Here is a 24,655-nt window from a genome sequence, read left to right as displayed (position 1 = left end):
GCGCAATGTCCGGCGGGACGCAGGGGGCTGCTCCGCAGCCCAGCGGGGATAAATCCCCTCGCCACAAAAGCGTGAACATCGTTGATGTGCAGGCTTTCATCGCCCAACCAACAAATAACTCCCGCCCCCGCTTGCGCGCCCTCCTCCTGCTCACTAACGTAGCGCCTTTATCGGTGTCCCCCCTCCCGCAGGAGCTTTGCCATGGCCTCGCCAGCCTCTATTTTTTCCTTCCCCCGGCTCGGCGTTGCCGCCGCAGTGGCCAGTGTGCTCGGTCTGAGCGGTTGCCAGACCTGGAACGCCCAGGACACTGTTCCTCCGACGTCCGGCGTACAACCGCTCAAGGGGCTGGCGCAGAACGTTTCGGTTCGACGCAATGCCATGGGTATGCCGCTGATCGAGAGCAACAATTTCCATGACGCCCTGTTCAGTCTCGGCTACGTCCATGCCAGCGACCGCATCAGCCAGATGGTGACCATGCGCCTGCTGGCTCAGGGTCGTCTGGCAGAAATGTCCGGCGCCGAACGACTGGACGTCGATCGCTACATGCGTGCGGTCAACCTGAAGAAAAGCGCCGACGAGTTGTACAAAGCCTCCTCGCCGCGGCTCAAACGCTTCTTCGAAGTCTATGCCCGCGGCGTCAACGCCTATCTGTTCCGCTATCGCGACAAGTTGCCGCCGGACCTGGCCGCCACCGGCTACAAACCCGAATACTGGAAACCACAAGATTCGGCGCTGCTGTTTTGCCTGCTCAATTTCAGCCAGTCGGCCAACCTGCCGGAAGAAATCGCCGCCTTGGTGCTGGCCCAGACCGTGAGCAACGACAAACTGGCTTGGCTGAGCCCGTCCTACCCGGACGAACAACTGCCCATGGCTGAGGCCGAAAAGCTCCAGGGCGTCCGGCTCAATGGCCAGGTTCCGGGCCTGAACGAGATCAGCAAGGCCAGCGCTCAGTTGTCCGAGCTGAACTTGCTGAATATTGCGTCCTCCAGCAACTGGGCCATCGCCCCGCATCGCAGCCGCAACGGCAAGAGTCTGCTGGCCAGCGACAGCCATGGCCCATTGAGCGTGCCGTCACTGTGGGTTCCCGTACAGATTCGTGCGCCCAAGTATCAGGCAGCCGGGGTTTCCGTGGCGGGCATCCCGATGATTCTGGCGGGGTTCAACGGCAAAGTGGCCTGGAGCATGAGCAGCGTGTTGGGCGACAACCAGGACCTGTTCTTGGAAAAAATCCGACGCCAGGGCAATGGTCTGTCCTACGAGGTCAACGGCAAATGGCAACCGGTTATGGTCCGCAACGAGACCTACTTCATCAAAGGCCAGCGGCCGATTCGCGAAGCCGTGTATGAGACCCGCCACGGCCCGCTGCTCAACAGCGTCCAGGGCTCGGCCATGGCCAACGGTCTTGGCCTGGCCTTGCAGACGCCGAGCTTTAGCGACGACAAAACCCTGGACGCGTTCTTCGACTTGTCCCGAGCGCAAAATGTCGAGAAAGCCTCTGATGCCAGCCGTGAAATCCGCGCCATTGCGGTGAACATGATCTTTGCCGACGCCAGCCACATTGGCTGGCAAGTTACCGGGCGCTATCCGAACCGCCGCGAAGGCGAAGGCCTGTTGCCATCGCCCGGTTGGGAAGGTCGCTACGATTGGGATGGCTACGCCGACCCGATGCTGCACCCCTACGATCAGGATCCGACCCAGGGCTGGCTCGGCGCCGCCAACCAGCGGGTCATTCCCGACGGCTACGGCATGCAGTTGTCCAATTCCTGGGGCGCACCGGAGCGCGGCGAGCGCATGGCCGAGCTGGCCGGGGCCGGCAAGCACGACAGCCGCAGCCTGACTGCCATGCAATATGACCAGACCACGACCTTTGCCGCCAAGCTCAAGAAAGTCTTCGAAGCCCCGGGCATGGCCCAACCGCTCAAGCAGGCGATCGACGCGCTGCCAGTGGCGGACCGGGCCAAGGCTCGCGAGGCCTATACCCGACTGATGGCTTTCGATGGCCGGCTCAGCCCAGGCTCCGCCGATGCGGCGATTTATGAACTGTTTCTGCAGGAAAGCATGCAGCAGATCTTCCTCGACGAACTTGGCCCGGACAGCAGCCCGGCGTGGAAAGCGCTGCTCGCCAACGGCCAATTGTCCTACTCGGCCCAGGCCGATCACTTGCTCGGTCGCGAAGACAGCCCGTTCTGGGACGACGTGCGCACACCGCAAAAGGAAGACAAATCGGTGATCCTGGCCCGCAGCCTGGCAGCAGCCATCACGGCTGGCGACAGCCTGTTGGGCGGTGACCACAAGGCCTGGCAGTGGGGCAAGCTGCATCGTTACGAATGGAAGAACAGCAGCGGCCAAAGCGTGCGCGGCCCGCTGCCTGCTGGCGGCGATGCCTCCACGCTCAACAGCTCGGCATTCTCCTGGGGCAAGGATTTCAACACCACCCTGGCGCCGGCCATGCGGTTCATCGTCGACTTCGGCCAGCCCGAGCCGTTGATGATTCAGGGCGGCACCGGCCAGTCCGGCAACCCCGCCAGCCCGAACTACGTCAACGGCATTGATCCATGGATCAAGGGGCACTATCAGAACCTGCCACTGCAGCCGCAGAACTTTGAGCGGGCGTATGGCAAGGCGCGCTTGACCCTGGTGCCTGGCAAATAACCGCAGGGTTTACGACGGCAAGGGCACTAGCACCCCCTGTAGGAGCTGTCGAGTGCAACGAGGCTGCGATCTTTACCCGCTCCAATTGAGTCCTGAGCGAAAGGTCAAAAGATCGCAGCCTCGTTACACTCGACAGCTCCTACAGGGGCGCTGCCCAGTCAGAGCGTGCAGTCCAAGATTCTCGGTGCTGGCGCGCAACAAAACCCGATAGAACTTCTCTTCCCGCCCCCGCCTCTACCAGACAAGCCCATCTTCCCGGTGAATGCATGGATCTTGTCATTGCCCGCCCCGAAGGCCTGTACTGCCCGCCTGGAGATTTCTACATTGACCCCTGGCGTCCGGTGGAACGTTCGGTCATCACCCACGCCCACGGCGATCACGCCCGTGGTGGCCACCAACACTACCTGGCAGCGGCCCCCGGCGAAGGCATTTTGCGGTCGCGGCTGGGCCAGGACATCAACCTGCAAACCCTGGCCTACGGCGAGCGCTTGCTGCGCCACGGGGTGACCTTGAGTTTTCATCCTGCCGGCCACGTACTGGGTTCGGCCCAGGTGCGCCTGGAATACAAAGGCGAGGTCTGGGTGGCATCCGGGGACTACAAGGTCGAACCCGATGGCACCTGCGCGCCGTTCGAGCCGGTGAGGTGTCATACGTTCATCACCGAATCCACCTTTGGGCTGCCGATCTATCGCTGGCAGCCACAAGCGCAGGTCTTCGACGAAATCAATCAGTGGTGGCGCGGCAACATTGCCGCCGGCCGGGCCAGCGTGCTGTTCTGCTATTCCTTTGGCAAGGCCCAGCGGATTCTCCACGGAATCGACGAGAGCCTGGGGCCGATCCTGGCCCATGGCGCGGTAGAACCCCTCAACCGGGTCTACCGCGAAGCCGGGATCCGTTTGCCAGCGACGATCTATGCCGGCGATATCAAAAAGAACGACCCGATCATGAACCAGGCGCTGATCATCGCCCCACCTTCAGCCGGTGGCAGTACCTGGATGCGCCGTTTCGGTGACTACAGCGACGCCTTCGCCAGCGGCTGGATGCGCCTTCGGGGCACCCGTCGGCGGCGCGGCGTGGATCGGGGTTTTGTGCTGTCCGACCACGCCGACTGGCCCGGCCTGCTCTGGGCCATCGAACAGACCGGCGCCGAGCGAGTGATGGTCACCCACGGCTCAGTGGGCGTACTGGTGCGCCATTTGTGCGAGCAAGGCCTGGATGCCCAAGGCTTCAGCACCGAATACGGTGACGATGAAGAAGACTTGGGCAGCGCCACCGGCGAGGACGCATTATGAAAGCCTTCGCCCAGTTGTATGCCGAACTGGACGCCACCACTTCCAGCAATGCCAAGCTCGCTGCCATGCAGGATTACTTCACCAAGGCCCCGCCCCAGGATGCCGCGTGGGCCGTGTATTTCCTGTCTGGAGGGCGTCCGCGACAACTGGTGCCGGTCAAGACCTTGAGGGAATTGGCGGTGCAGATATCCGGCTTGTCGCTGTGGCTGTTCGAAGAATGCTATCAGGCCGTGGGCGATCTGGCTGAAACCATCTCGCTGGTGCTGCCGGAGTCACCTCACCGCTCCGACGAAGGCCTGGCGCTGTGGATCGAAGAGAAACTCCTGCCGCTGCGCGGTGAATCGCCCGAGGTGCTGGCGCTGCGGCTGCCGGCGTTGTGGGCGCAACTCGACCGAGCCAGCCTGATGCTGTGCATCAAGCTCATCACCGGCAGCTTCCGGGTGGGTGTGTCGAAGTTGCTGGTCACCCGCGCGCTGGCCGCCATGGCCGGGCTGGACAGCAAACGGGTCGCCCAGCGGCTGGTGGGGTATACCGACCTGTCCCATCGTCCGACCGCTGCTGGCTACCTCAAGCTCATCGCTGCCGAATCCGAGGATGAGCACGCCCAGCGCGGCGGCCAGCCTTATCCGTTCTTCCTGGCTCACGCGTTATCGCAAGCGGTGGAGCAATTCGACACGACGCTGGGGCCGGCCAGCGACTGGCAGGTGGAATGGAAGTGGGACGGAATCCGTTCCCAGGTGGTCAAGCGCGATGGCCATTTGTGGGTCTGGTCCCGGGGCGAAGAGCTGGTCACCGAGCGTTTCCCCGAATTGCACAGCCTGGCGCAGGCGTTGCCCGACGGCACGGTGATCGACGGCGAAATCGTGGTCTGGAAAGCCGCGCCGCCAACCACCGCGGATGCCTTCGATCCGGATGCGCCGCTGGAACCGAGGGTGCAGCCCTTTGCCCTGCTGCAACAACGCATCGGCCGCAAAACCCTGGGCAAGAAAGTCCTCGAAGACGCCCCCGTGGTGGTGATGGCCTACGACCTGCTGGAATGGCAAGGCGCGGACTGGCGCAGTCGTCCCCAGACCGAGCGCCGCGAGCAGCTGGAGGCGCTGATTGCCGATTGTCGCAGCGCGGTGCTGCTGACGTCGCCGATCGTCACTGGCGATGACTGGTTCGACCTCGCCCGGCAGCGCGAAGCATCCCGCAGCCTCGGCGTCGAAGGCATGATGCTCAAGGCCCGCGACGCACTGTACGGCGTTGGCCGGACCAAGGACATGGGGGTGTGGTGGAAGTGGAAAATCGACCCGTTCAGTGTCGACGCGGTCCTGATCTATGCGCAACGCGGGCATGGCCGCCGCGCCAGCTTGTACAGCGACTACACCTTTGCTGTCTGGGACAACCCGCCGGGCAGCCGCGAACGCACACTGGTGCCGTTCGCCAAGGCGTATTCGGGGCTGACCGATGAACAAATGCGTCAGGTCGACAGCATCGTGCGCAAGACCACCGTGGAGAAATTCGGCCCGGTGAGCAGCGTCACGCCGACCCTGGTTTTTGAGCTGGGCTTCGAGGGCATTGCATTATCCAAGCGCCACAAGAGCGGGATCGCTGTGCGCTTCCCGCGGATGCTGCGCTGGCGCCAGGACAAGAGCGTCGAGGAGGCGGATACGCTGGCGGCGCTTCAGGATCTGTTGAAAGCGTGACCGCTCTGCTCCGAACAGGGCCAGCGTCGGCCCGGATCATGACGCCCTCCACGTCAAGGCGAAAATACTTTCACTCGGCACTTCAAAACGGATGCGTCCATCCCGGCACTGGACCGGGGCATCGCGCTGGCGGCTATCAGGACCGAAAAGGACGAGGGATGGGCAGGCAGTGCCCGCGCCCTGCAGGCTGATCCGTTGCAGACGGTCGCCCTTGTTTACGCCCAGCACGCTGCGTTCGTTGCCGCGGGCCATCGCCAGGGCATCGACCTCGAACGCGCTGTTGTCCATACGCACAACCTGATCGAGCCAGTGCGACTGGATGAATTGCTGCGCCAAGCCTACCGGTTTGAGCTCGAAGCGATCAGGACCTGTCAGGCGGATCATGCCTTTGAGGTGATGCGGATCGTCAGCGGCCGGAAACCAATTGAGCACGTCGAGCAAACCATCCTGGGCTGAGTTGATCGCAACCGAGGCCCACCAGAGCGATGCGAAGTGCGTCTCCTGTTCGTAGGGGCTCACGCTTGAGCCACTGGAGATATTGGTCTGGTCCAGCAACAACGCCTTGCGTGGCCGGCCATCGGCTTGCAGGCCGACGACTTCGGCGGCCCGGCGCACGGAGTCGCGATAGACCCGCGTAGCCAGCAGGTCGCGAATCATCCACTCGTGCCAGGCCAAGGCATCGATTTTCGGTGCCGATTCTTCGAGCATGCGCCGAGCCCAGTCGATGCCACGGTGCTGGGCACCTCGTCGCATAAACGGTCCGTTGACGAAGCGCGAGCTGGCGGGCATGGCGATACGCACGCCGGCCTCCCGCGCCCCTGGGTAGTTGAGCACCTGACGATACATGACGTCGAAGAAGCGCTTGTACGTCGCATAATCCGGATAGTTGTAGTTGGGTTCGTCGGCAAACGAGAGGTAGTGCCTGCCGCTACCCAGGGCCACGGTGGCCGCCAGCCAGGCGTTCAGGCCGGCAAAGGTCTGGCTGTCGGCCTCCAGGTCGGCCTTACGCCCGGAGCCTGCGAGCAAGGTGACGTTGGTATCGATACCACCGCGTTCCAGATAAAAACGCCTGAAAGCATCTTCGTAATGGGGCTCAGCGGCCATGACGTCGATAATGCTGTAAAAGCTACCCGCGCGGGGCTTGAGCGCCTCGAGAGCGTCATAGCTTGCCGGCGGCGCAAGCAGGTAGGGCAAGGCTAAGCCCAGGCGCGGCGTGGGCCCCAGCATTTCGGGGTGCAGGGCGAGTTCGGTACGGCCGCTGTCCTGTCGCAGCGGCTGCAAGTGCTGAGGACGCTGGGCGAACAGGTTGGCGGTACCGTCCAGCCAGAAAGCCGCTTTGCCTTTGCCTTGCAGGCGCAGGCGCCAATCTTGATCCTTATCGCTGACGGGTAAGGCTATCTGGTCGAACTTCGGATACTCCTGGTAGGGCTTGAGCCTCAGTTCGACTTTTTTGCCATCGCCCAGGCGCTCGGCATTCAGAGCCCTGACGCCGCCGAAATACTTGCCTGCCAAGATCGCCTGCTCGCCGCCGCGGACCTTGAAATACAACTCGACGTTGGCGGGAGTCTCAACGCTGAAGTGCACTTTCGTCGGCGCGAACAGGGCGACAGTCTTGTCGTCGTGCTCGAAGCGATAGCGCCTGAAGCTATAGCCCGGGACTTCGACGCGGTAGCTGGCGGCGCTGGCGGGCAATGCCCAGTCTTGTTTGCCGCTACCTTCGCTGGCGGAAATAAAACGCTCGTCGCGCAACTGCCCCTGCCCGTCCAGCAGGTAAATACGTTCTTCATTAGCATCGTCTTGCCAGGCCGGTACCCAACTGACGTGCAACGTGTCGTCGCGCCCCGCCTGCAAATAGAGACTGCCGTCCCGAACATCGCCCCAGCGCATGGGTGCGGCCAGAGCCAGACTGCTGAACGCTAGCGTGACTATCACAGCAATGCATTTCATCGTGTGCTTTCCACAGTCTTCAACTTAGGCGCTTGGCGCACTGCCATCATCGACCTATACAGTAGCCGCTATGAAACAGGCGTGAGGAAAATAGTGTGAATCTCCCCCAGCGCCTATCGCGTCCGCGTCATTCTGGTGCGCCTTTTGAGGTCTGTTCCTCCCCGCGCACCATCACGTCCCGTCGGCTGCCGCCAAAGTTTTTAAAACGCTTGTTCGGCACTCTGGTTCGGAAATTGCTACCTTTATGCCGTCATACCGTTCTCGCCTTCACCGGTAACAATACTTACGCGCCACAAGCGCTCATATTGGTTTTAGGGATTGAATAATGAAAAAAGCACTGCTGACCCTTTCTGCACTGGCGTTGTGCATGGCCGCCGGCGTCGCCACGGCCAAGGAATACAAGGAACTGCGTTTTGGTGTCGACCCGTCCTATGCCCCGTTTGAATCCAAGGCCGCCGACGGTAGCCTGGTAGGTTTCGATATCGACCTGGGCAATGCAATCTGCGACGAATTGAAGGTCAAGTGCCGCTGGGTCGAAAGCGATTTCGACGGCATGATCCCGGGCCTGAAGGCCAACAAGTTCGACGGCGTGATCTCGTCCATGACCGTGACCCCGGCGCGAGAAAAAGTCATCGACTTCTCCAACGAGCTGTTCTCCGGCCCGACCTCGTATGTGTTCAAGAAGGGTTCCGGCCTGAGTGAAGATGTCGCGTCTCTCAAAGGCAAGACCGTCGGTTACGAGCAAGGCACCATCCAGGAAACCTATGCCAAAACCGTACTGGACAAGGCTGGGGTCAAGACCCAGGCCTACCAGAACCAGGACCAGGTTTATGCCGACCTGACCTCCGGCCGCCTCGATGCGTCGATCCAGGACATGCTGCAGGCCGAACTGGGCTTCTTGAAATCGCCAAAAGGGGGTGACTATGAAGTCAGCAAACCCGTGGACAGCGAACTGCTGCCTTCCAAGACCGCCATCGGCATCATGAAAGGTAACAAAGAGCTGAAGGCACTTTTGGATAAAGGTATCAAAGCGTTACACGACGATGGCACGTACGCCAAGATCCAGAAGAAACACTTTGGCGATCTGAATCTGTACAGCGGCAAATAATGCGCAGCGCCCATCCGGCCTCGGATGGGCGCTTTTTTTCTGCCAAAGGCCTCTTTCATGTTCGAACAACTCCTACAAAATCTGGGGCTCAGCGCCTTCAGCCTGCAGGGCTTCGGCCCGCTGCTGATGCAGGGCACCTGGATGACCATCAAGCTGGCGGTCCTGTCTTTGTTACTGAGCGTTTTGCTCGGCCTGCTGGGGGCTAGCGCCAAGCTGTCCAGCGTCAAACTGCTGCGTATCCCGGCCCAGCTCTACACCACGCTGATTCGTGGCGTGCCGGACTTGGTGCTGATGCTGCTGATCTTCTACAGCCTGCAAACCTGGCTGACCTCTTTTACCGACTTCATGGAATGGGAATACATCGAGATCAACCCATTCGGCGCCGGGGTCATCACCCTGGGCTTCATTTATGGCGCGTACTTCACCGAAACCTTTCGCGGCGCGATTCTCGCGGTGCCCCGGGGCCAGGTCGAAGCCGCCACGGCGTATGGCCTCAAGCGTGGCCAGCGGTTCCGTTTCGTAGTGTTTCCGCAAATGATGCGCTTTGCCCTGCCGGGCATTGGCAATAACTGGATGGTGATGCTCAAGGCCACCGCACTGGTGTCGATCATCGGCCTGGCCGATTTGGTCAAGGCCGCCCAGGATGCCGGCAAAAGCACTTACCAACTGTTTTACTTCCTCGTGCTCGCGGCGCTGATCTACCTGCTGATCACCAGCGTGTCCAATGTCGTCCTGCGCTGGCTTGAACGCCGTTACGCTGCCGGCGCACGGGAGGCGGTGCGATGATCGAACTTCTTCAGGAATACTGGCGGCCGTTCCTCTACAGCGACGGCAATCACATCACGGGCCTGGCCATGACAATGTGGCTGCTCAGCGCCTCGCTGCTGATCGGCTTCGTGATCTCGATCCCGCTGTCCATCGCCCGGGTTTCACCCAAGGTCTACATCCGCTGGCCCGTGCAGTTCTATACGTACCTGTTCCGCGGCACGCCGCTCTACATACAGCTATTGATCTGCTACACCGGCATCTACAGCCTCGAAGCGGTGCGCGCCCAGCCCCTGCTCGACAGCTTCTTTCGCGATGCCATGAACTGCACGATCCTGGCCTTCGCCCTGAACACCTGCGCCTACACCACGGAAATTTTCGCCGGGGCGATTCGCAACATGAACCATGGCGAAGTCGAAGCAGCCAAGGCTTATGGCTTGACGGGCTGGAAGCTGTACGCCTACGTGATCATGCCTTCGGCGTTGCGGCGTTCGCTGCCGTACTACAGCAACGAAGTCATCCTGATGTTGCACTCGACGACCGTGGCGTTCACCGCTACCGTTCCAGACGTGCTCAAAGTCGCCCGGGACGCCAACTCGGCCACCTTCCTGACCTTCCAGTCGTTCGGTATCGCCGCGTTGATCTACCTGACCGTGACCTTTGCACTGGTGGGCCTTTTCCGCCTCGCCGAACGCCGCTGGCTGGCCTTTCTCGGGCCGACTCACTAGGGCTTCTGTTTCAGGACATACACGCACATGCGCCACCAGATTCATGACCTGCTGGCCCCACTGCCGGGGACCGCACGCAAAATCCACAGCTTTCACTTCGGCCCGGAAAAAGCCGTCGGCAAAATCTACATCCAGTCGTCCCTGCACGCCGACGAGTTGCCCGGCATGCTGGTGGCCTGGCACCTCAAGCAGCGTCTGGCCGAACTGGAAGCTTCGGGCCACCTGCGGCACGAGATTGTGCTGGTGCCCGTGGCCAACCCCATCGGCCTGGAACAAGTGCTGATGGACGTGCCGCTGGGCCGCTACGAAATGGAGAGCGGGCAGAATTTCAACCGCCGGTTCGTCGACCTGAGCGAAGAGATCGGCAACCAGATCGAAGGCCAGCTCACTGACGATCCACAGCACAACCTGATGCTGATCCGCAAACACCTGCGCGACGCCCTCGCCCGCCAGACCGCCAGCACGCAATTGCAATCACAGCGCCTGGTCCTGCAACGACTGGCCTGCGACGCCGACATGGTGCTGGACCTGCATTGTGATTTCGAAGCGGTCGCCCACCTTTACACCACCCCCGAAGCCTGGCCCCAGGTCGAGCCGCTGGCCCGCTACATCGGCGCCGAGGCGAGCCTGCTGGCCACGGATTCGGGCGGTCAGTCGTTCGATGAATGTTTCACCCTGCTCTGGTGGCAACTCAAGGAGCGCTTCGGCGAACAGTTCGAAATTCCGCTGGGCAGTTTTTCGGTCACCGTCGAACTGCGCGGCCAGGGCGACGTCACCCACGACCTGGCGAGCCTCGACTGCCAGGCCCTGATCGAATACCTGATCCGTTTCGGCGCCATTGACGGCGAACCGATGCCCTTGCCCGACCTGCCCTACCCGGCTACGCCGCTGGCCGGCGTGGAGCCGGTGGCGACGCCGGTCGGCGGCCTGCTGGTCTACAGCGCCGTGCCCGGGGAGTACCTGGAGGCGGGGCAACAGGTGGCGCAAATCATCGACCCCATCAACGACACCGTCACCCCCGTTCATTGCTGCAATGCCGGGCTGCTGTACGCCCGCTCGCTGCGTCGCATGGCCACTGCCGGCATGGTGATCGCCCATATCGCCGGCGCCGAAGCCTACCGCAGCGGCTACCTACTTTCGCCTTGAGGATGCATGCCCCATGTACAAACTGACCATCGAAGGCCTGCATAAGAGCTATGGCGAACATCAGGTGCTCAAAGGCGTTTCGCTCAAGGCCAGGACCGGCGACGTCATCAGTCTGATCGGCGCCAGCGGCTCGGGCAAAAGTACCTTTTTGCGCTGCATCAACTTTCTGGAACAACCCAACGACGGCGCAATGACCCTGGACGGCCAGGCGATCCGCATGATCAACGACCGCCACGGCATGCGCGTGGCCGACGAGAATGAGCTGCAGCGCATCCGCACCCGCCTGGCCATGGTTTTCCAGCACTTCAACCTGTGGAGCCACATGACCGTACTGGAAAACATCACCATGGCGCCGCGCCGGGTGTTGGGCGTCAGTCAGCAGGAGGCCGAGGACCGTGCCCGTCGTTATCTCGACAAGGTCGGCCTGCCGGCGCGAGTGGCCGAGCAATACCCGGCGTTTCTTTCCGGTGGCCAGCAACAGCGCGTGGCCATCGCCCGCGCACTGGCGATGGAGCCGGAGGTAATGCTGTTCGACGAACCCACCTCAGCCCTTGACCCGGAGTTGGTGGGAGAAGTCTTGAAAGTGATCCAGGGCCTGGCCGAAGAAGGCCGGACCATGATCATGGTGACCCACGAAATGAGCTTCGCCCGCCAAGTGTCGGATCAGGTGCTGTTTCTGCACCAGGGCCTGGTGGAAGAAGAAGGCGCGCCGCAAGACGTGCTGGGCAATCCCAAGAGCGAGCGGCTCCAGCAATTTCTCAGTGGCAACCTGAAATAAACCTCGATGCAACCCGTAGGAGCTGGCGAAGCCTGCGATCTTTTGATCTTGATGCCTCGCTCGGGACTCAATTGCAGTGGAAAGGATCGCAGCCTCGTTTCACTCGGCAGCTCCTACAGGGCAGCTCGTACATGATGCGTTAAAACCTTTCACATCCCGCCGCGGTCACTGAAAGAAGACTTTCAGAGCGCACGCGGCGGGTATGGCGACATCCAGCAATTTCGCAAACCAATGGTTCAGCGCCCGCGGCTGGAAGCCGTTCGCCTTTCAAAAACAAGTGTGGGCTGCGGTCAAACGTGGCGAATCCGGGCTGTTGCACGCCAACACCGGGGCCGGCAAGACCTACGCTGTGTGGTTCGCGGCGCTCAACCGGTTCGCCCGCCCGGCGCCACCGCCGGATAAACCCCGTAAACGCAAACCCGTGGCCGAACCGCTGACGGTCTTGTGGATCACGCCGATGCGCGCGCTGGCCGCCGATACAGGCAAAGCCCTCGAAGCCCCCCTGGCAGAGCTGCAGATTCCCTGGAGCGTCGGCCTTCGCACCGGCGATACCAGCGCCAACGAACGCGCCCGCCAGGGCCGACGCCTGCCCACTGCGCTGATCACCACACCCGAAAGCCTGACCCTGATGCTCGCCCGTGCCAATGCGCAAACGGCCACCTCGACGCTGCGCATGGTCGTGGTGGATGAATGGCACGAGTTGCTTGGCAACAAACGGGGGGTGCAGTTGCAATTGGCTTTGGCGCGCTTGCGGCGCTGGCATCCCCAGCTCATCGTCTGGGGCGTCTCCGCCACCTTGGGTAACCAGTCCCACGCCGCGCAGGTACTCATCCCACAAGGCAACGGCATTAGCGTGCAAGGGGCCAACGGCAAGGCGCTACGGGTCGATACGCTGCTCCCCCCGGCCCCCGAACGTTTCCCGTGGGCCGGCCACATCGGTCTGAAGATGCTGCCCCAGGTCATTGCTGAAATAGACGCGAGCAACAGTTGTCTGGTTTTCACCAATACCCGGGCGCAATCGGAAATCTGGTATCAGGCCATTCTCCAAGCCAGACCGGACTGGGCCGGGCTGATCGCGCTGCATCACAGTTCATTGTCCCGGGAAACTCGCGACTGGGTAGAGCAGGCCCTCAAGGAAGGGCAGCTCAAGGCGGTGGTCTGCACCTCCAGCCTGGATCTGGGGGTGGACTTCTTGCCAGTCGAACGAGTCCTGCAAATTGGTTCGGCCAAAGGCGTGGCGCGGCTGATGCAGCGCGCCGGGCGTTCCGGTCATGCGCCGGGGCGGACCTCGCGGGTCACGCTGGTGCCGACCCACAGCCTGGAGCTGATCGAAGCCGCCGCCGCGCAAGACGCCGTGACTCAACGGCGCATCGAACCCCGGGAATCGCCCCACAAGCCGCTGGATGTGTTGGTCCAGCATCTGGTCAGCATGGCCCTGGGCGGCGGCTTCCTGCCTGACGAACTGTTCGAGGAAGTGCGCGGTGCCTGGGCCTACCGGGACCTCAACGAAGCCGAATGGGCCTGGGCCCTGGCCTTCGTGCGCCATGGCGGGCTGTCATTGACCGCCTATCCCGACTACCGGCGGGTCGAGCCGGACGAACACGGCGTGTGGCGAGTCCCCGATGCGCGACTGGCCCGACGACATCGCATGAGCATCGGCACCATCGTCAGCGACGCCAGCCTGCAATTGAAGTTCTGGAGCAAAGGCGGTGGCGGCAAGACTTTGGGCAGCGTGGAGGAAGGCTTCATCGCTCGCCTGCGGCCCGGAGACGGCTTTCTGTTTGCCGGACGCTTGCTGGAATTGGTCCGCGTTGAAGACATGACCGCCTACGTGCGACGCAGTCAGGCCAAAAAAGCCGCCGTGCCGCGCTGGAACGGTGGGCGGATGCCGCTTTCCAGCGAGCTGGCCGCCGCCGTCGTGGCCCGTCTGAGCGAGGCCGCCGCAGGTCGCTTCGATGGCCCGGAGATGAACGCCGTGCAGCCCTTGTTATCAACTCAACAACGCTGGTCCGGTTTGCCCACGCAAGAAACACTGTTGGCCGAGAGCCTTAAATCCCGCGAGGGCTGGCACTTGTTTCTGTATCCCTTTGCCGGGCGTCAGGTTCATCTGGGGTTGGCGAGCCTGCTGGCCTGGCGCGTCAGCCAACAACAGCCGGTGACGTTTTCCATCGCAGTGAACGATTACGGCCTGGAACTGCTCAGCGCCACGGCACTGGACTGGACGCAGCACCTGGGGCCGGAACTCCTGAGCGCCGACCACCTGCTGGCCGATGTGCTGGCGAGCCTGAACGCCGGAGAGCTGGCGCTTCGACGCTTTCGCGAAATCGCCCGGATCGCCGGACTGGTATTTGCCGGCTATCCCGGCGCGCCCAAAAGTACCCGCCAAGTCCAGGCGTCCAGCGGGTTGTTCTTTAAGGTGTTCAAGCAATATGACGCCGACAACCTCCTGCTGGCCCAGGCCGGGGAGGAAGTCCTGCGTGAAGAACTGGATATACGTCGACTGGAGCAGACCTTGGAACGCCTCAAGACCTTGAAGCTCGACCTGCATACCATCAAACGCCCCACCCCACTGGGTTTCCCATTGCTGGTGGAGCGATTCAGGGAAAGCATGAGTTCGGAGAAGCTCGCCGATCGCATCCGGCGAATGGTCAGCGAACTGGAAAAGACCGCCGACCGTGGTGACGCCTGATGCCGGCGCCCTATCCCGTCAGCCTGGCCGGTGAAGAGCTCTGGCTATTGCCGGAAAAAGCCCTGTATTGGCCCGCCCAGCAAACCCTGATGGTCGCCGATGTGCATTTCGGCAAGGCCGCTGCTTATCGCAGCCTTGGCCAACCGGTGCCCCATGGCACGACGGCCAGCAACATCGCCGTGCTGGACGGGCTACTGGCGAGCCTGCGGTGTCGCCAACTGATCTTCCTGGGCGACTTTCTCCACGGTCCAGGTTCCCATGCCCCCGGCACGTTGAAGGCCCTTTTTAGCTGGCGTGAACGCCATCAGCACCTGGCCATGACGCTGATTCGCGGCAATCACGACAAACGCGCCGGCGATCCGCCGCCAGCGCTGAACATCCGGGTCGTGCCGGAGCCTTTGTTGCTCGGGCCTTTCGCCGTACAACATGAGCCCGATCCGCATCCCAGCCGCCACGTCCTGGCCGGCCATGTGCATCCCGTCTACCACCTGAGCGGCAAAGGTCGGCAACGGCTGCGCCTGGCGTGCTTCCGGTTGGGCACGCAAATCAGCCTGCTGCCGGCGTTCGGCGCATTCACGGGGGGCTATCGGGTCAAGCAGGACAACGACTGCAGCATTTTCGTCATCGGCGATGACGAAATATGGCCGGTCAGCTAACAGGCCACCCATCCATCAGGTAACAACTGGAGGGGGCTCGTCCGGCCGCGTAGGCTCGCCGGGATCAGGCTCAGCGGGTGGTTCATTAGGGGTATCGGGATCAGGCTGACCTGGAATACCGCCCGCCGCTTCGGCAGGGTGGGCCAATAGTGACCACGCCATGACACCGATCTGATTGGGCTCAAGCTTTGCCAGTTCGGCACTGATTCGCGGATCGATCTTCATAGAGCAACTCCTGGGCGAAGGCCCGCTGCGCTGAGGCAAAAAAACGGGCAGTACACCCCATAGAGTGCCTGCCCGCCCAGGAATTCAAACTGTTCGTCAGAATCAGGTACGCGGCAGCGTTACGCCGCGCTGGCCCTGGTATTTACCACCACGGTCCTTGTAGGACACTTCACATTCTTCATCGGACTCAAGGAACAGCATCTGCGCCACACCCTCGTTGGCATAGATTTTTGCCGGCAAGGTCGTGGTGTTGGAGAACTCCAGGGTCACATGGCCTTCCCATTCAGGCTCCAGCGGCGTGACGTTGACGATGATGCCGCAGCGCGCGTACGTGCTTTTACCCAGGCAGATGGTCAGCACGTTACGCGGGATACGGAAATACTCGACGGTGCGCGCCAGGGCAAATGAGTTCGGTGGAATGATGCAGACGTCGCTCTTGACGTCGACGAAGCTCTTCTCGTCGAAGTTCTTCGGGTCCACGGTGGCCGAGTTGATGTTGGTGAACACCTTGAATTCATCGGCGCAGCGCACATCGTAGCCGTAGCTGGAGACGCCGAAGGAAATCAGCCGATCGGCGCCTTCGCCACGCATCTGGCGCTCGACGAAGGGTTCGATCATGCCGTGCTCTTGCGCCATGCGGCGAATCCACTTGTCCGATTTGATGCTCATGGCGGTTTCCTGAAATAGCGAGGTGGAAAAAATACGTCCGGCATCTTACCGGGGCACGAGGCCGGGTTCAAAGTGCGGGACGTAAATCTCGCCGATCCACCTTGATTTCCTGGTCCTGACGGCAATACCGCTCGCCGTCAGTCACCAAAACCGAGAAACCTTCGCAAAGACCATTGGCACGTACCGGAAAAAGGGTTAAGGTGGCGCCACTGTGCTGCTTGTGTCACTGAGAATCTCTACACGATATGTTGAATTTCGATCCAACCATCTACAAGAATTTTTCCTGCTCTTTGCACTCAGTCTCGGCCAGGGTTCTTCCTGAGTCGCAGTTATCTTTGTTCAAGGAGTTACACCATGTCTAATCGCCAAACTGGTACCGTTAAGTGGTTCAACGATGAAAAAGGCTTCGGCTTCATCACTCCACAATCCGGTGACGACCTGTTTGTTCACTTCAAAGCAATCCAATCCGACGGCTTCAAAAGCCTGAAAGAAGGCCAACAGGTTTCTTTCATCGCTACCCGCGGTCAGAAAGGCATGCAAGCTGAAGAAGTTCAAGTTATCTAACTTGTCCTTGCTTTAGTAAAAAGCCCCGCCCTCAAAAGCGGGGCTTTTTTGTGCCTGTGTGTTTTTGCCCACGCACAAAAAATGTGGGAGCGGGCTTGCTCGCGAAAGCGGTGGATCAGCAACATTAACGTTAACTGACACCCCGCTTTCGCGAGCAAGCCCGCTCCCACACTGGTTTGTTGGTTAGCCCGGGATTACCAGGTCACGCCAAACCCGGCGGTGTAGCGCGTCTTGCTCAAGTCGCTGTCTTCGGTGCCCTCAATGACATCTTTCTCGGCCTTGAGGTTGAGCGAAGCCCAATCGGTAACTTTGTAGCGCAGCCCCACCTCGGCGTCGTAGGCGTATTCGGCAACACTGGACAGCGGCTTGCCGACTTCGCCATTGGTGAAGAATTCGACGCGCTTGCCAATCAGGTAGCGGTTGTAGTCCCACTTCATGGCGATGGAATAGAAGTTGTCGGTCCCACCGTCGCGGTATTCGTAATCGGTGCGGTTGAACAGCGAGCCCAACGAGAAAGCCCCCAGTTCGTCATCCCAGAACTGGTAGCCCGGACCGGTACCCACCACGCGTTGGCGGGCCAGATCTTCGACTTTGTCGCGCTTGTAGTTCAGACGCCCTTGCCAGAACCATTTATCCGTCAGGAATCGGTCGAGGGAATACTCCAGCCTCCAGTTGTCGGTGGAAACCACGTCATCCTGGAATTCACGATTGTATTCGCCCTCAGCGGTATGCCGCCATCTGCCGTGGCGCGCCGATGTCTTGAAATCGATGTCGTAGTCATCGGTATCGTTTTCCGCGCGCTGATAATCCAGGGCAGCATCGATATTGCCCTTCCACACCAGATCCTCGACCACCGGTTTGGGTTTGAGGATTTGCTGGATACTCGCCAGCTCGACGGTTTTGGGCCCATCGCCATTGGCCAGGGTCACCTTGCCGTCCTCGGCCGCCTGCAGCGCCTTGGCTTTTTCGCCGGTGTAGGCATCCTGCTTGACCAGCAACTGCTGGTCGCTCTCAAGGGTCTTGACCTGTTTCCAGTCGATGGGAATCGCGCCAGCGTAATCGGTCTGGATCAGCAACTTGCCGCCATCGAAAACGGTGATCTTGCCGCTGAGCTTGTCACCGTTTTTCAACCAGACGGTATCGGCAAGCAATGGCATGGAGGCGCTGGTGACAGCTAGGCATAGCAGGGTTCTAGACAACATAAGCGTATAAAGAGCTCAAGTTTGCGGTAAAAAGGCGGCATTATCCCCCGGGACGACACCTTAGCAAGGACTGACCGAAGTATTTGTAATGAGTTCATTTCTCAACCAACCTTGCGGCATTTAATCTACAAACGGCAATACGCCCTTGCCCAGGACACCTGACGTGACTGATGCTCCCGCGGCCCCAGAGAACGCCGCCCAGATCCGCCGCACCACCCTTTACCTGACCCTGGCACAAGTGCCGGCCGGCAAGGTCGTGACCTATGGCCAGCTCGCCGAGATGGCCGGTCTGGGCCGAGCGGCGCGCTGGGTAGGGCGTACCCTCAGTCAGCTGCCGAACGACACAAAGCTGCCATGGCATCGAGTGTTGGGCGCCGGTGGTCGGATAAGCCTGCCGGTCGGCAGCGCTTCAGGGGATGAACAACGCGCGCGCCTGCGCATGGAAGGGGTCAGTGTCCTGAATAATCGTGTTGATATTCAGCGCCATGGCTGGCGCCCGGTAGAGCACAGCGGTTAGAGTGCGCGCTTTGTTTTCGCAATTTTTGAGGCAGACTCCAGCCCATGCCCCGTAAAACCTGGCGCGCCGCCCTCGCCGCCTATGCCAGTCCCTCGACGCTCGTGCTGTTGCTGCTTGGCTTCGCCGCCGGCTTGCCCTACATGCTGGTGTTTTCCACGCTTTCGGTCTGGTTGCGCGAAGCCGGCGTGGCCCGCGAGACCATTGGTTACGCGAGCCTCATCGGCCTGGCCTATGCCTTTAAATGGGTCTGGTCCCCCTTGCTCGACCAATGGCGCCTGCCGCTGCTGGGCAAACTCGGACGTCGGCGTTCATGGCTGGTGCTCTCCCAGGCCCTAGTGATCCTCGGTCTGATCGGCATGGGCTTCTGCGATCCGCAAAAACACCTGTCATGGTTGATCGCCATCGCCGTGATCGTGGCGTTCGCTTCGGCCACCCAGGACATCGCCGTCGATGCCTATCGCCTGGAGATCGCCGACGACACCCGCCAGGCGGCCCTCGCCGCCAGCTACATGTCCGGGTACCGAATCGCGGCATTGCTGGCCACCGCCGGCGCACTGTTCTTCGCCGAAGGCTTCGGCTCCACCGGTTTCAGCTATAAACACTCGGCCTGGGCAGGCACCTATCTATTGTTCGGCGTGCTGATGGTCCCTGCCCTGCTCACCTCGCTGTTCATGCGCGAACCGCCGGTGCCGCTGCGCACCCAGTTGCAGGCCGGTCGCTATAGCTTCGTCCACCAGTTGGCCTCGGTGTTCGTCCTCATCGTGCTGCTGGTGTCGGTGCCGGCGATGTTCACCCAGCTCTATAACACCGACTTTGCCAGCGTCCTGTTCGAAGGCGTCAGCCTGCTGGACCTGCTTCTCGAAGACCGCGCCTTCCTGCGGGCCATCCTCTATATCACCCTGACTGCCCTGTGCCTCTCGGCCATGGGGCGCCGCGGGCTGGCGCCGGTGCTGACACCGGTCAACGATTTCATCCTGCGTTACCGCTGGCAGGCCCTGTTGCTGCTTGGGCTGATTGCCACCTATCGGATGTCCGACACGGTCATGGGCGTCATGGCCAACGTGTTCTACATCGACCAAGGCTTCACCAAGGACCAGATCGCCAGCGTCAGCAAGATTTTCGGGCTGATCATGACGCTCGTCGGCGCTGGCATGGGCGGCTTGTTGATCGTGCGTTTCGGCATTCTGCCGATCCTGTTTATCGGCGGCGTGGCCTCCGCCGGCACCAATATCCTGTTTCTGATGCTCGCCGACATGGGCGCAAATCTGCAGATGCTGGTTGTCACCATCTCCCTGGACAACTTCAGCTCAGGCCTGGCCACTTCGGCGTTCGTCGCCTACTTGTCGAGCCTGACCAACCTGAAGTTCTCGGCCACCCAATACGCCCTGCTCAGCTCGATCATGCTGTTGCTGCCGCGCTTGATCGGCGGTTACTCAGGGGTGATGGTGGAGAAATTCGGCTATCACGACTTCTTCCTGATCACCGCCCTGCTGGGGGTTCCGACCCTGTTGCTGATCGCCTTGCACTGGTATCAGGAAAACCGCCGCCAGGGTTCAGGCTCGGCTTCGGACCCGGAACCGACACCCACGCGACCTGCGCAAGAATCGTAGGAAACTTCAGCAAGCGCCGGCGAAACCGGCGCTCGTGCCTGGCGACCAGCCACGCGCCTGTACGCCAGGGCATCTCGCCCGTACAATGCTCCGTCACTTCTCGTCATCAGCAACCGACAACGGCCAACCATGCGCACCAGTCAATTTTTGCTCGCCACACAGAAAGAAACGCCTTCCGACGCCGTCGTGATCAGCCACCAGCTGATGCTGCGTGCCGGCATGATCCGCAAACTTGCCTCGGGCCTGTACACCTGGCTGCCGATGGGTCTGCGTGTGATGCGCAAGGTAGAAGCCATCGTTCGCGAAGAAATGAACGCCGCCGGCTCTCTGGAAGTGTTGATGCCGGGCACCCAACCGGCCGAGCTGTGGCAGGAATCGGGGCGCTGGGAAGAGTACGGCCCGGAGTTGCTGCGCATCAAAGACCGTCACGGTCGTGACTTCTGCGCCGGCCCGACTCACGAAGAAGTGATCACCGACCTGATGCGCAACGAGTTGAGCAGCTACAAGCAGTTGCCTATCAACCTGTACCAGATCCAGACCAAATTCCGTGATGAAATCCGTCCACGCTTCGGCCTGATGCGCGGCCGCGAATTCATCATGAAGGACGCCTACTCGTTCCACACCGACCTGGCCTCGCTGCAAGTCACCTACGACCGCATGCACCAGGCGTACTGCAACATTTTCACCCGCCTGGGCTTGAAATTCCGCCCGGTTGAGGCCGACAACGGCTCCATCGGCGGCGCCGGCTCCCACGAATTCCACGTACTGGCCGAGTCCGGCGAAGACGACATCGTCTTCAGCAACGGCTCCGACTACGCCGCCAACATCGAGAAAGCCGAGGCCGTGCCCCGGGAAACCTCCCGTCCTGCACCGGCCGAAGAACTGCGCCTGGTGGACACGCCAAACGCCAAGACCATCGCCCAACTGGTGGAAGGCTACAACCTGCCGATCGAACGCACCATCAAGACCCTGATCGTGCGCGCCGAAGAAGAAGGCAAGCTGATCGCCCTGATCATCCGTGGCGATCACGAGCTGAACGAAATCAAGGCCGGCAACCAGCCTGGCGTTGCCAGCCCCCTGGTCATGGCCACCGACGCCGAACTGCGCGACGCCATCGGCGCCGGTGCCGGTTCCCTAGGCCCGCTGAACCTGCCGCTGCCGATCATCATCGACCGTTCGGTGGAGTTGATGAGCGATTTCGCCATCGGCGCCAACATCGATGACAAGCACTACTTCGGCGTGAACTGGGAGCGCGACCTGCCGGTTCCGACCGTGGCCGACCTGCGCAACGTCGTGGCCGGTGATCCGAGCCCGGACGGCAAAGGGGTCCTGGAAATCAAGCGCGGCATTGAAGTCGGGCACATCTTCCAGCTGGGCAACAAATACAGCAAGGCGATGAAGTGCGAAGTGCTGGGCGAGAATGGCAAGCCGGTGACCCTGGAAATGGGCTGCTACGGCATCGGCGTATCCCGCGTGGTCGCCGCGGCCATCGAGCAGAACAACGACGAGAAAGGAATCATCTGGAGCGACGCCCTGGCGCCATTCCAGATCGCCCTGGTGCCGCTGCGCTACGAGACCGAACTGGTTCGCGAAGCCACCGACAAGCTCTACGCCGAACTGACGGCGGCCGGCTTCGAAGTGCTGCTGGACGACCGCGACAAAAAAACCAGCCCCGGCATCAAGTTCGCAGACATGGAACTGATCGGCATCCCGCATCGGATCGTCGTCAGTGACCGCAGCCTGGCCGAAGGCAACCTGGAATACAAAAGTCGCACCGAGGCCGAGCCGCAAGCGCTGCCGGTCGCTGACGTGCTGTCGTTCCTCCAGGCCCGTATCCGCCGCTGACACCAGATAGAGACGTCATGTTCAAGCGAAACACCTTAGGCCTCGGGGGCGCCGCGCTATGCGGCGCCCTGCTGGTCAGCGGCTGTGCCAACCAAATGTCGCAGCGCAGCGAGCACGAAGAGCGGGTCGAGCGCAAACTGCTCGACCATAGCCTGCATATCGAAGTGGGCGAGCCCAAAGTGCTCGAACTGCCGCAACGTCGGGTGCGGATCAATGAGCAGAAGACCTTCGAAGTCACCGAATTCGAAGTCACCCGCCATTATGATCGCTATACGCCGTATCAGCCCTGGCGCGAAGTTTACGAAATTCCGCTGGGCGCGGTGGCAGTGGTGGCGGGTGTCGGCGCCAATGTGGTCAATGTGTTCGCCCTTGGCAACCTCCCGGAGAGCGCGACCCGAGACTGGATCAGCTACGGTTTCGCTGGGCTCAATCCCTTCATGAACGTGCCATCCCATGGCCGCGCCCAGCAGAACCTGGCCGGAATCGACGAAGTGCAACACGACAAACGCGTCGAACACACGAGCCTGCCTTGGAGCGAACGCCCAGTACAGGTCAAGGCTGCCCGGCAGACCTTCGAACTGAGCACCGACCGCAATGGCGTGTTGCGTTTGAATCTGCTGGAAAGCCCATTCGCCGAGCATGATCTGAGCCACTTCGGCAAGTTGCAGATCAGCGTGACGGACGCCCTGGACGAGGTACACACCGACTCGTCCCTGAGCATCAGCAGCACGTTGCGCAGCAAGCTGGTGGAAGCCCACGCGCTGATCTACGACGATCTGGAAGATGACGAAGTGGAGCAATGGGTTCATCGGGTCAAGCGACTATCGGAGCTGGGGCTTGAAGAAGAAGCCAGCGAACTGGAACAGAGCCTGATCGAACTGACCCGCAATGATCCGGAGTTACAGACCGAGTTTCTGAAAGCCCTGACCAAGGATGGCGGGCGCTTGGTGGCGGATCCGGGGGCTCACTGAAATCCCCTTTGCTCCCACTGGACCTGTAGGAGCTGTCGAGCGAAGCGAGGCTGCGATCTTTCCCCAGACACTTGAGTCTCAAGCGAAAGATCAAAAGATCAAAAGATCGCAGCCTTCGACAGCTCCTACAGCCCTCGCCACAAGAGCCGGCAAGGCCTTCATGTAAGTGGCAGCCTCACCGCTCAAACAACTCCAACTGCTCAAACCCGCCTCGCAGATCCTCCAGCCGTACCCCTATCCCCAACAAACGCACCGGCTTGCCCCCGCGGTTGAACGCCTGGGTCAATAGCAACTGGTAACTGCCCAGATCGCGCCCTGCCCCGGCCTGCTCCAGGGTGGTCTGAGTGAAGTCGTGGAATTTCACTTTGACGAACGGCTTGCCCGGTCGATAACTACTGTCGATCCGTGCGATGCGCCCACTCAGGGACTGCATCAGCTCCGGCAACTTATCGAGGCAGCTTGTCAGATCAGGCAGATCGACGTCGTAGGTGTTTTCCACACTGATGGACTGCCTTCGGCTGTCATTGTGCACCAGACGTTCATCAATCCCACGAGCCAGGCTCCAGAGTCGCTCACCGAAACTGCCGAATTCGCGCACCAGCGCCAGCTTGTCCCATTGACGCAACTGCAGGCAGTCGACAATGCCGAGCCGGTTCAGTTTGTCGGCGGTCACTTTGCCCACCCCATGCAGTTTGCTCACCGGCAGGGCCGAGACGAAGTCTTCGACCTGATCCGGGGTGATGACGAACAAGCCGTTGGGCTTTTTCCAATCGCTGGCGATCTTGGCCAGAAACTTGTTGGGGGCGACGCCAGCGGACACCGTGATGTGCAGTTGATTGGAAACCCGCCGCCGAATGTCCTGGGCGATGCGGGTGGCACTCCCACCGAAATGGGCACTGGCGGAGACATCCAGATAGGCCTCATCCAGGGAAAGCGGCTCGATCAAGTCAGTGTAATCGCTGAAGATCGTATGAATTTCCTTCGACGCCTCCCGGTAGGCCTCCATCCGCGGCTTGACGATGGTCAAGTCGGGGCAGAGCTTCAAGGCGTGTCCGGATGACATGGCCGAGCGCACGCCGTAGGCCCGGGCCTCGTAGTTACAGGTCGCAATGACCCCGCGCCGGTCCGCCGAACCACCGACCGCCAAGGGTTTGCCGGCCAGCCGCGGGTCATCGCGCATCTCGATAGCGGCGTAGAAGCAGTCACAGTCGACGTGGATGATTTTGCGTTGCGTCATAAGAGAAGCGGATGTGCGACGAGTCGGGACGCCAGTATCGCACCGACAACTGTATATAGCACCAGTAGTTGAAAAATCCTTCACTGCGACTGGAAAAAACCCACCTGAATTTATTTCTTCAATCGCAGCGAAGCGTCCAATAGAGCGCCAGCCCTTGCCAGGCTTGCGTCACAGCGCTGTCACAATGCCAATGACTTAGGCTAAGCAATTGAAGCTGAACAGATTTTCCTCGCGCCAGGGTTGACAGCCAGCCGATCCTCTGTAGAATGCCGCCACACAGACGCGGGATGGAGCAGTCTGGTAGCTCGTCGGGCTCATAACCCGAAGGTCGTCGGTTCAAATCCGGCTCCCGCAACCAAACATCAA

At 61.1% G+C, this 24,655-nt stretch carries 20 protein-coding genes and 1 tRNA gene; 16 read left to right on the top strand and 5 right to left on the bottom strand.

What is annotated here, in order from left to right; translation table 11 throughout:
* Positions 1–201 precede the first annotated feature (201 nt).
* The 3 genes from BMY45_RS09510 (at position 202) to BMY45_RS09500 (ending at position 5,632) form a co-directional block, all read left to right on the top strand.
* Positions 202–2,652, top strand: a complete 2,451-nt coding sequence (locus BMY45_RS09510) for a penicillin acylase family protein (RefSeq protein ID WP_092396966.1) — start codon at positions 202–204, stop codon at positions 2,650–2,652.
* Between the two features lie 266 nt (positions 2,653–2,918).
* Positions 2,919–3,944: a ligase-associated DNA damage response exonuclease gene (locus tag BMY45_RS09505; RefSeq protein WP_092396964.1), complete on the top strand. Its 1,026-nt coding sequence runs from the start codon at positions 2,919–2,921 to the stop codon at positions 3,942–3,944.
* On the top strand, positions 3,941–5,632 hold the full coding sequence (locus BMY45_RS09500; RefSeq protein WP_092396962.1) for an ATP-dependent DNA ligase: 1,692 nt from the start codon (positions 3,941–3,943) through the stop codon (positions 5,630–5,632). Before BMY45_RS09505 ends, BMY45_RS09500 begins: the two co-directional genes overlap by 4 nt.
* 36 nt (positions 5,633–5,668) lie before the next feature.
* Here the strand turns inward: BMY45_RS09500 and BMY45_RS09495 are convergent, their stop codons facing one another.
* Entirely contained in the window at positions 5,669–7,579 is a 1,911-nt protein-coding gene (locus tag BMY45_RS09495; protein WP_092396960.1) for a hypothetical protein, read from the bottom strand.
* A 325-nt stretch (positions 7,580–7,904) separates the two neighbouring features.
* Here BMY45_RS09495 and BMY45_RS09490 point away from each other — a divergent pair, with 325 nt between their 5' ends.
* The 7 genes from BMY45_RS09490 (at position 7,905) to pdeM (ending at position 15,449) form a co-directional block, all read left to right on the top strand.
* Positions 7,905–8,687, top strand: a complete 783-nt coding sequence (locus BMY45_RS09490) for a transporter substrate-binding domain-containing protein (RefSeq protein ID WP_092396958.1) — start codon at positions 7,905–7,907, stop codon at positions 8,685–8,687.
* A gap of 57 nt (positions 8,688–8,744) precedes the next feature.
* Positions 8,745–9,473, top strand: coding sequence for an ABC transporter permease (locus BMY45_RS09485; RefSeq protein ID WP_092397737.1), 729 nt, complete (start codon positions 8,745–8,747; stop codon positions 9,471–9,473).
* Entirely contained in the window at positions 9,470–10,180 is a 711-nt protein-coding gene (locus BMY45_RS09480; protein WP_092396956.1) for an ABC transporter permease, read from the top strand. The genes BMY45_RS09485 and BMY45_RS09480 overlap by 4 nt, the downstream gene beginning before the upstream one ends.
* Positions 10,181–10,207: 27 nt before the next feature.
* Positions 10,208–11,326, top strand: coding sequence for a succinylglutamate desuccinylase/aspartoacylase family protein (locus BMY45_RS09475; RefSeq protein WP_092396954.1), 1,119 nt, complete (start codon positions 10,208–10,210; stop codon positions 11,324–11,326).
* A 13-nt stretch (positions 11,327–11,339) separates the two neighbouring features.
* On the top strand, positions 11,340–12,104 hold the full coding sequence (locus BMY45_RS09470) for an ABC transporter ATP-binding protein (RefSeq protein ID WP_092396952.1): 765 nt from the start codon (positions 11,340–11,342) through the stop codon (positions 12,102–12,104).
* Positions 12,105–12,306: 202 nt separating this feature from the next.
* Positions 12,307–14,793, top strand: a complete 2,487-nt coding sequence (locus BMY45_RS09465) for a ligase-associated DNA damage response DEXH box helicase (protein WP_092396949.1) — start codon at positions 12,307–12,309, stop codon at positions 14,791–14,793.
* Positions 14,793–15,449: a ligase-associated DNA damage response endonuclease PdeM gene (pdeM, locus tag BMY45_RS09460; protein ID WP_092396947.1), complete on the top strand. Its 657-nt coding sequence runs from the start codon at positions 14,793–14,795 to the stop codon at positions 15,447–15,449. Before BMY45_RS09465 ends, pdeM begins: the two co-directional genes overlap by 1 nt.
* Before the next feature lie 15 nt (positions 15,450–15,464).
* Here pdeM and BMY45_RS09455 read toward each other — a convergent pair whose 3' ends face one another.
* The gene (locus BMY45_RS09455) at positions 15,465–15,674 is read right to left on the bottom strand and encodes a hypothetical protein (protein WP_092396945.1); all 210 of its coding nucleotides are present in this window, start codon (positions 15,672–15,674) and stop codon (positions 15,465–15,467) included.
* A 102-nt stretch (positions 15,675–15,776) separates the two neighbouring features.
* Positions 15,777–16,343 carry a dCTP deaminase gene (gene dcd, locus BMY45_RS09450; protein WP_003184751.1) on the bottom strand — a complete coding sequence of 189 codons (567 nt, stop codon included), beginning with the start codon at positions 16,341–16,343 and terminating at the stop codon, positions 15,777–15,779.
* A 354-nt stretch (positions 16,344–16,697) separates the two neighbouring features.
* Here dcd and BMY45_RS09445 point away from each other — a divergent pair, with 354 nt between their 5' ends.
* Positions 16,698–16,907 carry a cold-shock protein gene (locus BMY45_RS09445; protein WP_002554837.1) on the top strand — a complete coding sequence of 70 codons (210 nt, stop codon included), beginning with the start codon at positions 16,698–16,700 and terminating at the stop codon, positions 16,905–16,907.
* Positions 16,908–17,101: 194 nt separating this feature from the next.
* Here BMY45_RS09445 and BMY45_RS09440 read toward each other — a convergent pair whose 3' ends face one another.
* Positions 17,102–18,109 carry a DUF481 domain-containing protein gene (locus tag BMY45_RS09440; protein WP_092396943.1) on the bottom strand — a complete coding sequence of 336 codons (1,008 nt, stop codon included), beginning with the start codon at positions 18,107–18,109 and terminating at the stop codon, positions 17,102–17,104.
* A 145-nt stretch (positions 18,110–18,254) separates the two neighbouring features.
* On the opposite strand from BMY45_RS09440, the gene BMY45_RS09435 reads away from it, so the two are divergent.
* From BMY45_RS09435 to BMY45_RS09420, 4 genes are all read left to right on the top strand, one after another.
* Positions 18,255–18,626, top strand: coding sequence for an MGMT family protein (locus BMY45_RS09435; RefSeq protein ID WP_256573638.1), 372 nt, complete (start codon positions 18,255–18,257; stop codon positions 18,624–18,626).
* A gap of 44 nt (positions 18,627–18,670) precedes the next feature.
* Positions 18,671–20,236 (top strand): AmpG family muropeptide MFS transporter, encoded by a 1,566-nt coding sequence (locus BMY45_RS09430; RefSeq protein WP_092396939.1) that lies wholly within the window; start codon positions 18,671–18,673, stop codon positions 20,234–20,236.
* 129 nt (positions 20,237–20,365) lie between these two features.
* Positions 20,366–22,081 (top strand): proline--tRNA ligase, encoded by a 1,716-nt coding sequence (locus BMY45_RS09425; protein ID WP_092396936.1) that lies wholly within the window; start codon positions 20,366–20,368, stop codon positions 22,079–22,081.
* 17 nt (positions 22,082–22,098) lie between these two features.
* A complete protein-coding gene (locus BMY45_RS09420; RefSeq protein WP_092396934.1) occupies positions 22,099–23,052 on the top strand; it encodes a hypothetical protein in 954 nt (317 codons plus the stop codon).
* 175 nt (positions 23,053–23,227) lie between these two features.
* On the opposite strand, the gene dinB is transcribed toward BMY45_RS09420, so the two are convergent.
* Complete coding sequence (dinB, locus tag BMY45_RS09415; protein WP_092396932.1) at positions 23,228–24,289, bottom strand: DNA polymerase IV; 1,062 nt, start codon at positions 24,287–24,289, stop codon at positions 23,228–23,230.
* Positions 24,290–24,570: 281 nt separating this feature from the next.
* On the opposite strand from dinB, the gene BMY45_RS09410 reads away from it, so the two are divergent.
* A tRNA-Met gene (locus tag BMY45_RS09410) sits at positions 24,571–24,647 on the top strand.
* Positions 24,648–24,655 lie beyond the last annotated feature (8 nt).

It is taken from the genome of Pseudomonas sp. NFACC39-1 (assembly GCF_900110355.1).
Taxonomy (GTDB): Bacteria; Pseudomonadota; Gammaproteobacteria; order Pseudomonadales; family Pseudomonadaceae; genus Aquipseudomonas; species Aquipseudomonas tehranensis.
Note: the sequence above shows the minus strand (reverse complement) of the source record. Positions and strands in the feature narration are given on the sequence as shown.